The sequence below is a fragment of the Klebsiella sp. GW_Kp181 genome (assembly GCF_040062315.1).
Classification (GTDB): domain Bacteria; phylum Pseudomonadota; class Gammaproteobacteria; order Enterobacterales; family Enterobacteriaceae; genus Klebsiella; species Klebsiella oxytoca.
In genome coordinates this window covers 1-14,924 of the sequence record NZ_JBEAFR010000069.1, presented here as the reverse complement: position 1 = coordinate 14,924, position 14,924 = coordinate 1, and the positions used below count along the sequence as shown (strand labels likewise).

14 protein-coding genes and 2 pseudogenes are annotated in these 14,924 nt (G+C 56.5%); 8 read left to right on the top strand and 8 right to left on the bottom strand.

Features of this window, described 5'->3' with window-relative positions:
- The first annotated feature begins 17 nt into the window (after positions 1 to 17).
- The 5 genes and pseudogenes from ABLV11_RS17990 to ABLV11_RS17970 all read left to right on the top strand — a co-directional run bounded on the left by ABLV11_RS17990 (position 18) and on the right by ABLV11_RS17970 (position 4,413).
- Positions 18 to 1,112 carry a fimbrial protein gene (locus tag ABLV11_RS17990; RefSeq protein ID WP_142477595.1) on the top strand — a complete coding sequence of 365 codons (1,095 nt, stop codon included), beginning with the start codon at positions 18 to 20 and terminating at the stop codon, positions 1,110 to 1,112.
- 154 nt (positions 1,113 to 1,266) lie between these two features.
- Positions 1,267 to 2,061 carry a CatB-related O-acetyltransferase gene (locus ABLV11_RS17985; protein WP_004104728.1) on the top strand — a complete coding sequence of 265 codons (795 nt, stop codon included), beginning with the start codon at positions 1,267 to 1,269 and terminating at the stop codon, positions 2,059 to 2,061.
- A gap of 36 nt (positions 2,062 to 2,097) precedes the next feature.
- Positions 2,098 to 2,871, top strand: a complete 774-nt coding sequence (locus ABLV11_RS17980; protein ID WP_064351580.1) for a transporter substrate-binding domain-containing protein — start codon at positions 2,098 to 2,100, stop codon at positions 2,869 to 2,871.
- 91 nt (positions 2,872 to 2,962) lie between these two features.
- Positions 2,963 to 3,157, top strand: a pseudogene (locus tag ABLV11_RS17975) (SDR family oxidoreductase); the annotation flags it as partial.
- A 65-nt stretch (positions 3,158 to 3,222) separates the two neighbouring features.
- Entirely contained in the window at positions 3,223 to 4,413 is a 1,191-nt protein-coding gene (locus ABLV11_RS17970; protein ID WP_126489443.1) for an MFS transporter, read from the top strand.
- A gap of 56 nt (positions 4,414 to 4,469) precedes the next feature.
- On the opposite strand, the gene ABLV11_RS17965 is transcribed toward ABLV11_RS17970, so the two are convergent.
- The 8 genes from ABLV11_RS17965 to speB all read right to left on the bottom strand — a co-directional run bounded on the left by ABLV11_RS17965 (position 4,470) and on the right by speB (position 12,262).
- Positions 4,470 to 5,264, bottom strand: coding sequence for an SDR family oxidoreductase (locus tag ABLV11_RS17965; RefSeq protein ID WP_064372457.1), 795 nt, complete (start codon positions 5,262 to 5,264; stop codon positions 4,470 to 4,472).
- 74 nt (positions 5,265 to 5,338) lie between these two features.
- Complete coding sequence (locus ABLV11_RS17960; protein ID WP_016810051.1) at positions 5,339 to 6,271, bottom strand: glyoxylate/hydroxypyruvate reductase A; 933 nt, start codon at positions 6,269 to 6,271, stop codon at positions 5,339 to 5,341.
- 5 nt (positions 6,272 to 6,276) lie between these two features.
- The gene (locus tag ABLV11_RS17955; RefSeq protein ID WP_016810052.1) at positions 6,277 to 7,005 is read right to left on the bottom strand and encodes a class II aldolase/adducin family protein; all 729 of its coding nucleotides are present in this window, start codon (positions 7,003 to 7,005) and stop codon (positions 6,277 to 6,279) included.
- A 3-nt stretch (positions 7,006 to 7,008) separates the two neighbouring features.
- Entirely contained in the window at positions 7,009 to 8,526 is a 1,518-nt protein-coding gene (locus ABLV11_RS17950; RefSeq protein ID WP_004104714.1) for an amino acid ABC transporter permease/ATP-binding protein, read from the bottom strand.
- Between the two features lie 24 nt (positions 8,527 to 8,550).
- Complete coding sequence (locus ABLV11_RS17945) at positions 8,551 to 9,354, bottom strand: ABC transporter substrate-binding protein (RefSeq protein WP_348855600.1); 804 nt, start codon at positions 9,352 to 9,354, stop codon at positions 8,551 to 8,553.
- A gap of 9 nt (positions 9,355 to 9,363) precedes the next feature.
- Complete coding sequence (locus tag ABLV11_RS17940; RefSeq protein ID WP_023321475.1) at positions 9,364 to 10,440, bottom strand: 2-oxoglutarate and iron-dependent oxygenase domain-containing protein; 1,077 nt, start codon at positions 10,438 to 10,440, stop codon at positions 9,364 to 9,366.
- 12 nt (positions 10,441 to 10,452) lie between these two features.
- Complete coding sequence (locus ABLV11_RS17935) at positions 10,453 to 11,301, bottom strand: TIM barrel protein (RefSeq protein ID WP_126489442.1); 849 nt, start codon at positions 11,299 to 11,301, stop codon at positions 10,453 to 10,455.
- Positions 11,302 to 11,311: 10 nt separating this feature from the next.
- Positions 11,312 to 12,262: an agmatinase gene (gene speB, locus ABLV11_RS17930; RefSeq protein WP_126489441.1), complete on the bottom strand. Its 951-nt coding sequence runs from the start codon at positions 12,260 to 12,262 to the stop codon at positions 11,312 to 11,314.
- A gap of 115 nt (positions 12,263 to 12,377) precedes the next feature.
- Between speB and ABLV11_RS17925 the strand changes: the two genes are divergently transcribed.
- The 3 genes and pseudogenes from ABLV11_RS17925 to ABLV11_RS17915 all read left to right on the top strand — a co-directional run.
- The gene (locus ABLV11_RS17925; RefSeq protein ID WP_020476661.1) at positions 12,378 to 13,289 is read left to right on the top strand and encodes a LysR family transcriptional regulator; all 912 of its coding nucleotides are present in this window, start codon (positions 12,378 to 12,380) and stop codon (positions 13,287 to 13,289) included.
- Positions 13,290 to 13,586: 297 nt separating this feature from the next.
- A complete protein-coding gene (locus tag ABLV11_RS17920; protein ID WP_004104699.1) occupies positions 13,587 to 13,991 on the top strand; it encodes a hypothetical protein in 405 nt (134 codons plus the stop codon).
- Between the two features lie 215 nt (positions 13,992 to 14,206).
- Positions 14,207 to 14,924: pseudogene (locus tag ABLV11_RS17915) on the top strand (cell envelope biogenesis protein TolA); the annotation flags it as partial.

Below are 14,924 nucleotides of genomic sequence, written 5' to 3'. Positions count from 1 at the left end.
TCTGCACAGAGGTGATTTTGCGCATAGTATCGTTTTTATTCCTGCTGATAGCGGGCATCTATAGCCACAGCGGCTGGGCGGAAACCTGCAAAGGGGATATCGGCCAGATGACCGTTAACGTCCAGAATATCAAGTACCTGCCAACGCTGCCGCTGAATACGCAGATGACCGGCGTGATGGCGGATAACGGCAGCGGGATTCATTTCTCCTGCGATCTTCAGGTGCCGAAAGCGGCGGCAAAGCGTCTGGTTTATCGGCAGCTAAAAACGGCCTCATCGCCGCTTTCCATCGGCGGTCAGCACGTGTTCCCCTCGGCGCTGGAGGGTATCGGATACTCACTGGGCTTCCAGTGCAGCGGCGGCGCGGTTCGCTTTATTGATGGCAGCCACGCGGCCGATAGTGCGGAATCCGTGACGGTGTGTGACAGCCAGGAGATGGCTAACCTACTGAACCAGCAGCAGATTGTGGTGAAAGTCTTTGTGACGTTTTATAAGACCGGGGACGTCGCCCTGGTCAGCGGTAACCACGCTAACGTTCCGGCGCAGCCGCAGATTGGCGAACTGACGATCCAGCAGCAGGCCGACAGCCGCGCCGGTTTTGTCGCCAGCTCGCCGGTCACGCTCGATATGGCGGCGCTGAACGTCGATATCGGCAGCAGCGGCAGCTGTCAGGTTTCAACCACAAATATTCACGTTAGTTTGGGGACGGTGAATAAAGCGGAGTTCAAGGGCAAAAGCACCACCGGCGGCAGCGCGAAAAGCTTCTCCATACCGGTCTTTTGTTCCACGCCAACCGATATCCGCATCGGCTTTTTTGGCGTCACCTCACCAGGCGGCGGTACGGATACCCTCGCGTTAAGCAAAGCCAACGCCTCTGCGAGCGGGGTGGGCGTCAGGCTCACGTACGGCAATAACAGCGCCCCGGCGCCTGCGGCAGGGACCAGCGTCAAAATCAACGAGGCCAGCAATCTCCCGGTGCTAAAGCGGATTAACGCCAGCAGCGCCGGCAGCGCGGAGAATATCAACTTCAACGCCCAGTACGTCCAGACCGATGATGCGGTGACCGCCGGCACCGCCAATAGCATGGTGACCTTTGCGCTGGAGTATAACTGACGATCGCAGGCGATAACGGCCCAACGCTTTCGCGTTGTAGCTCACAAAAAAGAGATGTCATAGTGATTTTTCGCGCGGCGAGCGGATCGGTACGCTATCAATGATCGAGAGATGAAGCGGCTGACCGGGAATACTTTGGTGCGGGAAATCGATCATGAAAATCACCTTTGGGGAGCTTAAACCCCTGTTGCAGGCGCAGCGAATTTTTGTCGGCGGGCAGAAGCTGGTCTGCGCCCACGCCTTTTACCGTGACGATCTGCCGATCGAGATACCGGAAAATTTAACCACCGAGGCGTATACCACCTACTGGGGGCGCTGCGGCGAACGGCTGGCCTCATTGGGCGCTTTTAGCTATACGCGAACCCTGCTGCCGGCGCTGATTAAAGTGGGGCGCTACACATCGATTGCCGACCGGTTACAGGTACTTGGCGATCGGCATCCCCTGGAGTGGGCCAGCGCCAGCCCGGTTTTTTATGCCCATCACTCCGGCGTGATGGCGACGCTGGCTGCCGATAGCGGCAGGCCCAACCAGTTTTACCCTTTTGAAAAAACTCCCCGACCGATAACCATCGGCAACGATGTCTGGATTGGCCAGAACGTCACACTGGCGCAGGGCATCACTATTGGCGATGGCGCAGTTGTCGCCGCCAACGCGCTGGTGGTCAAAGATGTCGCGCCTTACGCCATTGTCGGCGGTAACCCGGCGAAAGTTATCCGCATGCGCTTTAGCGAGGCGATTATCGAGCAGCTGCTGGCGCTACGGTGGTGGCGTTTTTCCGCCCAGGATATTGCCGGCTGTCCGGTTAATCAGGTTGAGCGCTTTTGCGAGCAGCTCGCCGGGCAAGCGGCCGACGGAACGATCTCGCGTTTTTCGCCGCCGGTATTGACGGCATCCATGATTAAAGATTTTATGAACGATAAACAGAATCCGCTGCGCAGCGCAGGATAATCATAAAACGGTTCACATTTGAACAAGGATATAAAGATGAAGTTGAAGTCAGGTATTGCTTTCGTCATCGCTGCTGTCGCCTTCGGCGCCCAGGCGCGCGACATGAACAGCATTCAACAAAGCGGCGAACTTAAAGTCGGCGTACCGGGAGATTACGCGCCGCTGGCGTTTCATAATAAAGCCGGAGAACTGCTGGGATACGATGTTGATATGGCGAAGGATCTCGGCAAGCGGCTTGGGCTAAAGGTAAGCTTTGTGCCGACCAGCTGGCCAACGCTCTCTGCGGACCTGAAAGCGGATAAGTTTGATATTGCTATGGGCGGGGTGACGGAAACTGCGGCCCGGGCGAAGGAATTTGCCTTAAGCCAGCCGGTCGTGCCGAACGGCAAAATTGCGCTGGCTAACTGCGCGGCGGCGCCCGCTCTCGGCAGCCTGGAAAAAATCGACCAGCCAAACGTGAAGGTGGTAGTGAACCCGGGCGGCACCAATCAAAACTTTGTGGATGAACATCTCAAGCAGGCGCAGATTATTCGGGTGAAAAATAACGTGGATAACCTTGAAGCGCTGCGGCAGAAAACGGCGGATATGATGGTAACCGACCTGATCGAAGGCGTGTATTACCAAAGCAATGAACCGGGCGTGTTTTGCGTGGCCAATGAGCAACCCTTCCCGGGCACCGCCAGCTTCAAAGTCTATATGATGAATAAAGATAACCCGCAACTGCTGGAAAAGGTAAATCAGTGGCTGGATAGCCAGGACAAAAATGTGCTCAAACAGAAGTGGCGCATCCATGACCAGGTCAACCCATAAAACAACAAAGGTTTTCTATGGCGGAGCCAGCGGCAGAAAATCAGCGTTCCCGCTCTCCGCCAGCACATCGTGAAGCAGCCAGTCATGAAACTATCAAGCCTTTATATCTGAAGATGCTGTGAAGGATGTGATGAATAGCTTCGACGGCTTCCATCCTATTGGCCGCGTCGGTACGCCTGACGATATCGCGCAAACCGTAGCGTTTCTGCTTAGCGATAGCACCCGCTGGGTGACCGGCGCGGTATGGGATATTGATGGCGGCGTGATGGCTGGTCGAAATGCCTGATTACGTTCATTATGTCATCCTGGGCGTTGGCATAACGAAAAATGAATTCAGGATAATGAGAATCTATGAGCGCTGAAATGACGTTGCCCGTCAGGCAGCAAAACCAGAATATTGTTCGCCTGGCGACGGCGCAGGCGCTGGCAGGGGCAAACTCGGTGGTGTTCTACGCTACCGGGGCGATTGTTGGCAACGCCATCGCGCCCTCTCCAACCCTGGCCACGCTGCCGATTACCATTTTTGTGCTGGGCATGGCGGCCTGTATTTTGCCGTTTGGCGCGCTGGCCAGAAGGCGCGGACGCAAAACGGTGTTTATGGTCGGGACCGGGGCCGGTATGTTGACGGGGCTGCTGGCGGCGACGGCGGTGGTCATGAGTTCGTTCTGGCTATTCTGCATCGCGGCCTTTTTCGGCGGCGCCTATGCGGCGGTGGCGGTTTCCTTTCGCTTTGCCGCTACTGACGGCGTCAGCGGCGAACGGCGCGCGCGTGCGCTCTCCCTGGTGATGGGGGGCGGAGTGGCGGCAGGGGTCATCGGTCCGATGCTGGTGACCGGCACCATGAATCTTTGGCCGCCGCACACCTTTGCCATGACCTTTATTGCTCAGGGGCTGGTGGCAGCGGTATCGGCGTGGGTATTACTGGGAGTAAAAACCGCCGAACCGGCGGCGCAGGTGAAGTCCGGCGGGCGTCCGCTGGGCGAAATTGTGCGCCAGCCCGGGTTTTCCCGAACGGTATTTAGCGGCGCAATCGCCTACATGGTAATGAACTTCCTGATGACCGCCGCACCGCTTTCCATGCATATGCACGGCCTGTCGCAGCAGGCGTCGAATCTGGGTATCCAGTGGCACGTAATCGCCATGTACGGCCCCGGATTTTTCACCGGCAAATTGATCGCTCGTTTCGGCGCCCGGCGTATTAACGCTGCCGGGTTGATTCTGCTGGCGCTCTCGGTGATGGTTGGCCTGGCCGGTATTGATGTTATGCACTACTGGCTGTTGCTGATCCTGCTGGGCATCGGCTGGAATTTTGGTTTTACCGGCGCGTCGACGCAGATTATGGATTTCCACCGACCGGAAGAGAAAAACCAGGTGCAATCGCTGAACGATTTTATCGTTTTCGGCGTCATGATGATTGGCTCATTTTCCTCGGGCGCGTTGATGAACCTCTTTGGCTGGAACGCCGTATTGTGGGGATCGCTGGTGCCGGTTGTGGTTGCGCTGGCGCTGCTGGTCGGCGAAAGGGCAGCGCGCAGGCGCTAACTTTGCTCAAGATAAACGCCTGCGCGCTGAACGTTTTGTTATCCGCGCACAGTGCGTCAGACGATATCATCCACTACGCCGCCATCCACGCGCAGCGCCGCGCCTGACGTCGCCGAAGCCTGAGTCGAACAGACGTAAACCACCATGCTGGCGACCTCTTCTACCGTGGCCGCGCGCTGAATCACCGAACTGGGGCGGTTTGCCATCACAAACTCTTTGGCCAACTGCTCCAGCGATTTGCCGGTTTTAGCGACTTCGTCTTTCATCATCTCGGCAAAGCCATCCGAAAGGGTCGGTCCCGGCAGGACGCTGTTCACGGTGACGCCGCTGCCGGCAACATATTTCGCCAGCCCGCGGGCCAGCGATAGCTGAGCGGTTTTAGTGACCCCGTAGTGAATCATATCCGCCGGGATGTTGCGTGCCGATTCCGAAGAGATAAAAACCACCCGACCCCAGCCTTTCTGTACCATGGCCGGTAGCAGCGCGCGCGAAAGACGAACCCCGGACATCACGTTGGTTTGCCAGTATCTTTCCCAGGTTGCATCGTCGGTGGCATAGAAATCCTGCGGGCCATAAATACCCGCATTATTCACCAGTATGTCGACGCCGTTTACCGCTTGTATCAGCTGATTCACGCCTTCTGCGTCGCTCAGATCGGCTATCGCCGGTCGGGTCTTCGCGCCGGGAACCTCGCTCTGCAGGCGGGCAATGGCCGCATTCACGCTACGCTCGCTGCGGCCATTCACGATCGCTTCCGCGCCGCTTGCCGCCAGACCTTTGGCGATGGCGAAACCAATGCCGCCGGTGGAGGCGGTAACCAGTGCAACTTTCCCCGATAGATCAATATTCATGCTGCCAGCCTTATTTTTTATTGGACAGACCATTAAGCGTAGCAGCGGATATTATGCTTTTGACGTTTTCGGGCTTAATAACCACTCTGTTTGTTCACCCGGTTTTTCAGCGGCAGCGCCCGATGTAGCCGCTGGATGTTATCCAGCAGCTGGCGGGCAATCACCTCCGTCTGGGCGATGGAGGCCATATGCGGCGTAATTGCTACCTGCGGGTGTTGCCACAGCGGGTCTTCCTGGGGAAGAGGCTCGACGGGGAAGACGTCGAGCACCGCGCCGGATAACTTGCCGCTATCCAGCGCCCGGATCACGTCCTGGTTCACCATATGCTCGCCGCGGCCGCAGTTTATCAACGCCGCGCCGTTGGGGAGCCGATCCAGTAAAGGGTGGGCGAGGATACCTCGCGTCTGCTCGGTTAACGGCAGGACGTTGATAAGCACATCCAGCTGACCAAGAAATTCACCGGCCTGCGCGTCGCCGTGAAAGCAGCGCACGCCGGCAAAGGATTTCTCGCTACGCGCCCAGCCGGAAACCCGATACCCCATCCCGGCGAGCTGCGAGGCGATATAGCCGCCAATTTCACCGAGGCCCATGACGCCAACGTGATAATCGGCCGCCGCGCGCTGCGGATACATCTTCCAGATGCGCTTGCGCTGGTGAGCCAGCGCCCGGTCAAAGCGGCGCTGAAACCACAGCACGCCCCACAGCGCGTATTCAAACATGCCGTGGCGAAAATCATCGTCAACCACCCGGCAGAGCGGAACATCGCTGGCGAAAATGCTGGCCGGGAGATGATCGACGCCGGCGGACGCTGCCTGGATCAGCTTTAGCTGCGGCGATCGCGCCAGGATCTGCGGATCGGGAAACCAGCAGCAGGCGTATTGCGCCTCGCGAGCGGCGGGGTGGTCAGGCAGGACCGCTTTTGCCTGCGGAAATGGCGCGAAAGCGGCGCAAATCTCCTGGGCATATTGAGGATCGTTACAATCCACGACGATAGTGAACGGAGTCATAGGCGTTAACTCTTATAAGAAGTATCAAGACGGTCGAGGCGACGCAGCCACGCCTGCCACACCAGCTGGCGTTCATGTTCGACTCCCATCAGCTGCTCGCAGGCGTGCTGGCTCAGGCGATCGGGGATCGTATGAATGGAGCCGAGCGAAGCCAGCTGCGCGGCGGCCATCTGGATTTCACAGGCGCGGTTCAGGTAATACATGATGTAAAACGCGTCGGCGACGGTGCGGCCGACCGACAGCAGGCCGTGGCTTTGCAGGATCAGGGCGATATTCTCGCCGAGCGAGCGCTGGATCCTCACGCGTTCATCGAGATCGAAGGCCACGCCTTCATAAGGATGATAACCGACGCGTTGATAAAACTCGGTGCTGATCTGGTTGAGCTGCAGCAGCCCTTCCGCACAGGCGGCGACTGCCATCCCGGGCAGCGTGTGGGTATGGATCACGCAGTGGGCGTCTTCGCGAGCCATATGGACCGCGCTGTGGATTGTAAAGCCCGCCGAGTTTGCCGGCGCGCTGCCTTCGACGACCTTGCCCTGCATGTCGACCACGATTAAGTTGCTGGCGGTCACTTCATCAAACATCATGCCGAAGGGGTTAATCAAAAATCGCGGCTCGCCGTCGCCGGGCAGGCGAACGGAGAAGTGGGTATAGAGCGTGTCTTCCCAGCCGAACAGCGCCGCCAGACGATAGGCGCCCGCCAGCTGCTGGCGTAATTCCAGTTCAGTTGTCATTTATTACACTCCCATAAATTCACGAATGCGGGCCAGGGACGGTTCGGCGGCATCGCTGCGAATACGCTGCGGCGGCACATCGCTCTGCACGACGCCGTTTTCCATCATCACCACCCGATCGGAAATCGATAAGGCGAAGTCCATCTCGTGGGTCACGATCAGCATCGTCATGCCTTCACGGGCGAGGGACTGAATGACCTTGAGTACTTCGCCAACCAGCTCCGGGTCCAGCGCCGAGGTGGGTTCATCAAACAGCATGATGTCCGGTTTCAGCGCCAGGGCGCGGGCGATGGCCACGCGCTGCTGCTGACCGCCGGAGAGCTGGTACGGGTATTTTTCGGCGTGCGCCAGCAGACCGACGCGATCCAGCAGCCAGAGCGCCTGCTCTCTGGCAGCGGGGCGGTCAAGGAGCTTGTGATAGAGCGGGGCGAGCATCACGTTATCCAGCACCGTACGATGAGGAAAGAGGTTGAAGCCCTGAAAGACCATGCCGATGCGGCGCACGCCCGCGCGCATTTGCTGTTTATCGATAATGGAGGCGCCCTTCAGATAATCCTCGCCGTAAAGAATGATCTCGCCGCCATCAATGCTTTCCAGAGCGTTGATGGTACGGATCAGGGTGGTTTTGCCGGAGCCGGACGGGCCGATGATGCTGATCACCTCGCCGTTTTCTACTTTCAGGTCAATCCCCTTCAGGACGTGGTGCTGGCCCCAGGATTTTTCGATGCCCTGCAAATCGAGCGCCGGCGGGTTGCCGCGGGCGGACTGCGCTTTTGTTGTCTGCACCGGCGGCTTCAGGTTTTGACGCAGGGTTTCGCATTCCGTTTCATTGAGCGTTTGCGGACGTTTGCGCTGAATATCCAGCAGGTTTTCCAGCGCCCGGAAGAGCCAGGTAAAGGCCGTGACCACCATGACGTAATAGACCGCGACCGCCAGCAGCGTCTCCATTACGAGAAAATTCTGCGCGTACAGGCGCTGGCCGGTCAGCAGCAGTTCCGGCAGCGAAATAACCGACAGAATCGAGCTGAGCTTAATGATAGTGATATATTCGTTGATCAGCGTGGGCAGGGAGATACGAAACGCCTGCGGAATAATAATTAAGCGCTGAATTCCGATAAAGCTAAAGCTTAAGGCATGCCCGGCTTCGCTTTGCCCTTTAGCGACCGAAAGCAGGCCGCCGCGATGGATTTCCGCCATATAAGCCGCTTCGGTCACCGTCATCGATACCAGCCCGGCGATAAACGGAATGCCGAGCAGCGGCTGGGTGGCCGGAAACAGCTGTGGCAGGTTATAGACAAAGACCAGCAGCACCATCAGCGGTACGCTGCGAAAAAACCAAATATAGAGTTCGACGGGAACCTTCAGCCAGCGCGGGCCGGAGAGCTTAGCGCAGGCTAAAAGAAAACCTAATATCAGGCCAATAAACCAGGACAATGAACTGACGACAATGACGGTAATGCACGCCTGCCAGAATGCCCCAACGCTAAATAATGAGAAAAAATATCCCCAATCGAACTCCATAGCGACTCCCGTTTAATTATTGTATTAATTGATGCTTTCTAAGCTGTATTTCTTGATGATGGCGTCATATTTGCCGTTGGCTTTAAGGGTGGCTAACGTTGATTTAATGGCCTCGGCCAGCTCGGTATTGCCTTTGGCGACGTAGATCCCCAGCGGCAGCGGATAGACCAGACGATTTGAGCTAATGGCCAGGCGGCCGCGGCTTTTCTCGACGATAATTTGCGCCGCCGGGGCGATTTCTAACTGGGCGTTGATATTTTTCGACAGCAGGGCCTGGGAGGCTTCCGGCGCGGTGGGGAACTCCTGAACGCTAATCGCCGGTTTACCCTTTTTCAGGCAGTACTCGTCGGAGTGTTTTTTGAGACTGGAAACCCAGGCGGTACCCGCCTGCAGACCGACCTTCACGCCGCACAGCTCATCTTCGGTTTTGGGCTGAATGGTGCTGTTTTTCAGGGCAATAATGGATGCGCCGGACAGGGCGTAAGGAATCGCATCCGCCTGCTTCTGACGCTCGGGAGTCACGTACATTCCGGAAATCACCGCATCGTATTTTTTACCGATACCTAAAATCAGGCTGGTGAATTTCGTGTCGATAAGCTGCGGTTTGGCTTTCAGCTGTTCGGCGATCAGCGCTGCAAATTCCGGGTCGATGCCGACGATATTATTATTGCTGACGTAGGACTCAAACGGCGGATAGGTCACCTCCATCCCGACCTTAAATACGCCCTCGGTCAGCAGCTCTGCGGCCTGAGTCAGCGGTGAAAAACAAGCGGTGACGGCGATGGTCAAAGCCACACGGCGCGAGAGTTTTTTTAGCGTTCTTTTCATCATTTATCCTCACGGGTTATTAACGGTTTTTTGCTGGGCTTGTTTTTTCAGATGGCCAAAGGTGTTGGTGCCGCGGGCGCGTTCGGGGAGCTGGAGCTCGCCGCGGGTGACTTTCTCGCGCAGGTAGCGATAGGTCTGTAACGCCTGGCTCCACATATGTTCACCAATGCTCAGTTCTTGATACTCGCTGGCTTCGCCCGCCTTAAGGAAGCCCGGCAGGGGGCGGATCAGCGTGTGGTAGTCGCAGGCGAAAAACAGCGGGAAGGAGTAACGTTCCTGCGGCACCTTACGTACGCGGTGTGCTGTTGCAACAAATGTGCCAGCGCTCAGCACTTCCAGCATGTCGCCGATATTGATCACGAAAGCCTCTTCTCCGGTCGCGTTCTTCAGCGGTGGGGCGTCGATCCAGGCGCTATCTTCGTTCAACACTTCAAGGCCCGGCTGGTCGGCGAGCAGCAGAGTGAAGCACTCATAGTCGGTATGTGCACCAATACCGGGAACATCTTCGGCGCTGGCGTCAAAGGGGTAGTGGATCAGGCGCAGCTTTGACGGTGGGCAGGTGACCATCGACCTGAAATAACCTTCCGGCAGGCCAAGCGCCAGAGCGAAGGCGTCAAACAGGCGATGTCCAAGGGAGAAGACCGCGTCATACCAGGCCAGTACCCGGGATTGAAATTCGGGTATATCCGGCCATTCGTTGGCGCCAATCAGCGGCGTGTTAGCCACGACCAACGGGTGGTCGTCGGCGGCCTGGAAGCCGATATCAAACGCCTCTTTGCGATCCGGCTTGCCGGAGCCGTAAATCTCTTCGCCTTCGGGAACGTAGCCCTTATGGCTTTTCGACTGTCCGATGTAGTACGCCATCTTGCGCTCCATCGGCAGGGCAAAAATCTCTTTCGCCGCCGCGCGGATGCCGGCAATCAACTCGGGCGCAATGCCGTGTCCGGTGATATAGAAAAAGCCGACCTCGCGGGCCGCCTGACCGATGGCGTCGGCCACCGCCTGGCGTCGGGTGAGATCGGCGCAGGTCAGGTCGCTGATGTCGATGGTCGGTAATTCAGTAAAAGAACTTTTTGCAGCGGTCATCTCTTCCGTTCCTTATGCAGTTAGCGAGGTGAATTCGACAAAATGTTGCTGTTCACGCCGGGCCATCCAGGCGTTCAGCGACCAGAGATCGGCGACCGGAACGTTGGTAAACGGCAGGTGATGCAGATAGCCATCGGGACCAAACTCCGGGGTCAGCGTGGTGTGCTGGTAGCCGCGCCGGCGCTGCGATTGCCAGATTTGCTCCCAGAAGCGCTGTTGAAACCGCAGGGCCGCCTGATATTCCGGCGCGGCCGGGTGTGGCACCTGCGGCCCCTGGTCGTATCCGGCGCGGGCCTGAATATGGTGGACCCGTTCGATAAAGGCGCTGAAGTCATCGTAAGGGTCATCCAGCAGGCGTTCGCTGACCACGATCCAGTGGCTGATATCGGCGGTAAAGCGCAGCTGCGGCAGCTGTTGAATAATCTCCAGCGTCAGCCACGGGCTATACAGCGAGGTGGCGCGATGGGTTTCAAAGCTACAGAGCAGCTCATACTCGGCGGCCAGTTCATGCGCTCTGCCGAGAAAATCCACCTGCTGCGCTAGCGGCCAGCGGTCGTTACCGGCCAGTAGATTGACGAAGCGCGGATTAAGCGCTTTTGCCGCCGCAAAACGTTCTTTTAAGCGCTCCAGATGCTGCGCGGGCGTCTCGGCCTGGGCCGGAATGACGCCGCCGCCGCTGAAGACAATGGCGATATACTGAAGCGCGGACGCTTCGAGGCGCCGGGCCAGCGTTCGCTGCTCTTCTGTCGCCAGCGGCACTCGCGCTTCGATGCCGCAGCAGCCGACGCTCTGGAGTTCGCTAACCGTTTGCTGCCACGGGGTGGTGACGCCCCACAGCGTGCGAAAGACGTTAAGCTGCATGGTTTTTCCTCTATGGATATTTCACGCCCGGGAGAACGCAGAGCATTTCATACAGCAGGTTGGCGGCCAGCTGGGACGTGTTGCCGCTGACGTCATAGGGGGGCGAGACCTCGACCAGGTCGCAGCCAATCAGGTTCAGACCGCGGCAGCCGCGCACAATTTCCAGCGCCTGAATTGACGTCAGGCCGCCTACTTCCGGGGTTCCGGTGCCGGGGGCCCAGATCGGATCGAGGCTATCGATATCAAAACTGAGATAAACCGGGCCATCTCCCATTTGTTGACGCACTTCGGCCATCAGCGGTGCCAGGGATTTGTGCCAGCACTGCTCCGCCTGAACCAGACGAAAGCCCCGATCGACGCCCCACTGGAAGTCGCCGGCGGCGTAGCCCTGCGCGCGCTGGCCTATCTGAACGACGCGTTTAAGATCCAGCAGCCCCTCTTCGACGGCGCGGCGGAAGGTGGTGCCGTGGGCGATCTTTTCGCCGAACATTTCATCGTTGGTATCGGTGTGGGCGTCGACGTGAATCAGACCTACCGGACCGTGCTTTTTGGTCAACGCGCGCAGAATCGGCAGGGTAATGGTGTGATCGCCTCCGAGCGTCAGGGGGATGAGCGAAAAACTATTCAAACCGGTGTAGTAATCCTCGATAATCTGCACCGATTTGAGCAGGCTATAGGTGTTAATCGGTACGTCGCCGATATCCGCCACCGACAGTGAATCAAAAGGCGCGGCGCCGGTAGCCATGTTGTACGGGCGAATCATCACCGATTCGGTACGAATATAGCGCGGTCCGTAGCGCGTTCCGGAACGCTGCGAGGTCCCGATATCCAGAGGGATGCCGACAAATGCGGCATCAAGCTCCTGTAAATCCTCAATAAATGGCAGGCGCATCATCGTGGCGCGGCCGCCAAAACGCGGCATCTCATTGCCACCCTGCGGTTGATGAAAGACGTTATCCATTTCTGCTCCTGAATCTGATATTCAAAACTCAACAGCAGGGATAGTGCGCAAGATGTGCTGGACTTTAAATCGTCCGCCGCAAATACTTAGTTCATTTATCAGTGAAGTAAACGCCATGCTTAACGACGCGACGCTAAACATTCGACAGCTCCAGGTTTTTGAGGCGGTGGCCCGCCTTGAGAGCTATGGCCGGGCCCAGCAGGAGCTGGGGATTTCCGTTTCCGCGATCAGCAACGCGATGTCGCAGCTGGAGGGCCAGCTGGGCTTTAGCCTGTGCCAGCGCGGACGCGGCGGCTTTGCGTTAACGGAGAAAGGGCAGCATTTTTTACAGCAGGCGATCCGCGTGCTGAGTGAACTGAACGAGCTGGAGCGCCAGTCGGCGCTGCTGAAAGGCGAGCATAGCGGCACGATTTGCATCTCAACGCTTGACTCCATCGAAACGGAAACCGCGCTGTCGCTGCCGGTGGTGCTGCGCAGCTTTAGCGATAAGTTTCCTAACGTACACATCAAGCTGATTATTCGCACCCCGGCGGAACAGCTGAACGGCGTACTGAATAACCATATCGATCTCGCCATCGGTAGCTACAATTCGCGGGTGCATAACATCATCAGCGAACCGCTCTACCGTGAGCAGCACTGGCTCTACTGCAGCGACCTGCATCCGATGTTCTTTAGTCGCCAGCTCGATAAAGATCTCATCAGCCAGTGTCCACTGGTGACGCGCAGCTACTGGAATACCAGCGATCTGCGGCGGCGCGGGTTCAGCAAGGGCAGCGCCACGGTTGAAACCGTCGATGCGCAGCTGCTGTTGATCCTGTCCGGGAAATACATCGGCTATCTTCCAGAACACTACGCCTGGCCGTGGATTAAAGAGAATCGCCTGCGCGTGCTGCTACCCAATGAGTTTGGCTTTCAATCTCCCTTCTCGGCGATCTGCAAGCGCGGGCGCAGCAATGAACCTTATCTCAAGGAGTTTCGCAATCTTCTGAAGAAGAATACCGTAGCCAGGCCGAAGTGGAGTGCATGAGTTTAGTAATGAATGAGAAACAGCTTATGCCTGATTTTATTGGGAAATAGACCGCTTAATATCAGGCATATAGCAGACGGCACATCATTAACTATATGTTATTAAGAAAAAAATCAGATAAAAATATCGCCTGGTACCAGGATAATTCCCACTCTGTAATTGGTCAAAAAATAACCTTTTTATGTGTTTTTTCTGAATTACGAGTAAATCCAACCTGTAACGTTGTTTGTTAATTTTTTTTCTGCTGGAATCGAGAAATATATTTTTTTGTGCACTATTTTTCTAATGGATGGGAAAATGATAAGAAATAGCTTATTGGCATTGGTGTGTATTTCTGTGGGTGTATTGCAGGGGTGTACTAATATTAAAAAAACAGATAGCGCACTAATAAAGAAAGATGTGAGTCAAACCGAACAGCCTGCACAAGTTCCTGCTTTACAGCAGTGTATCCAGGATGCGGATGCTTTAGTTAAGCTGGATAACAAGTTCCAGAAAGATTCAAGTGAACTCTATGGCTTAATTAACGACGCTAAGTTTTATGCCTCTGTTTCTGGGCAAACCTCGGCCAGCGTAAAATCAACCATTACCCCGCTTTTTGAATATAAGATAAATGATAAGTGTAATAGTATTTCTCAGAAATTAATCAAAGAGTTCGAAACCCGCGCCCGGAAAGCCGATCTTAAAGATGGGCTGACCAGATGATGAGCCTTAAGGGGAAACTGAAATTATACGATCTCAGAGGTCCTGCGATTGTATTTGCTCTCTCTACCCTTTTTGTTATGCTCCCTGCTCGTTCCGAGGGGGGAGACTTCCTTGATAATATCAAGAAACTTGAAATTAAGAATCCGCCGGCCTCAGGCGCCGCTAGCGCGGAGTCGGCCTCGTCTAATCAGAATAACGAGAGCCGTGATAAAAAAATGCCGCCGAAGCAGGATGGCGTCAGCAAAAGAATAAATCAGAGCAATAAAACGCAAAGTACGATTAACGCTCTGCGCAAACAGAATGCGGAGCTGAGCGCGGCAGCCAAAGCGGCGGAGAAAAAACTCGCTGAAACAACGCGCGAACTATCGGCGCAAATCGCCGCGCTGAAGGCGCAGAGTAGCCAGGGTGTACAGAAAGAGAGTGGCGATCCTGCCGCGGTGAGCGCGCTGACTAAAAAGAACGTCGAACTGGCCGCCACTGCCGAAGCGGTGCAGCAAAAGCTGGATGAAACCACTCGCACGCTGTCGGCGCAGATTGCGGCGTTAAAGGCGCAGCGTGCACAGGACGAAAACGGGCATAAGAGTGCTCTTGAAGCACTGCGCAAAAAGAACGCTGAACTGAACTCCGCTGCCGAAGCGGCGCAGAAAAAGCTGGATGATACGACCCGCACGCTGTCGGTGCAGATCGCCGCGTTGAAAACTCAGAAAGGGCAGAGTGAGAACGCTCAGAAATCAACGATAGACACGCTGATGGGCAAGAATCTTGAACTGGGCGCTGCCGCCGCAATGGCGCAGAAAACGCTGGATGAGACCACCCGCACGCTGTCGGCGCAGATTGCCGCGCTGCAAAAGCAGAACGCCCAGGATAAAAGCCAGCAGAAATCCGCGCTCGACGCGCTGAACAAAAAGAATGGCGAACTGACCGCCGCTGCCG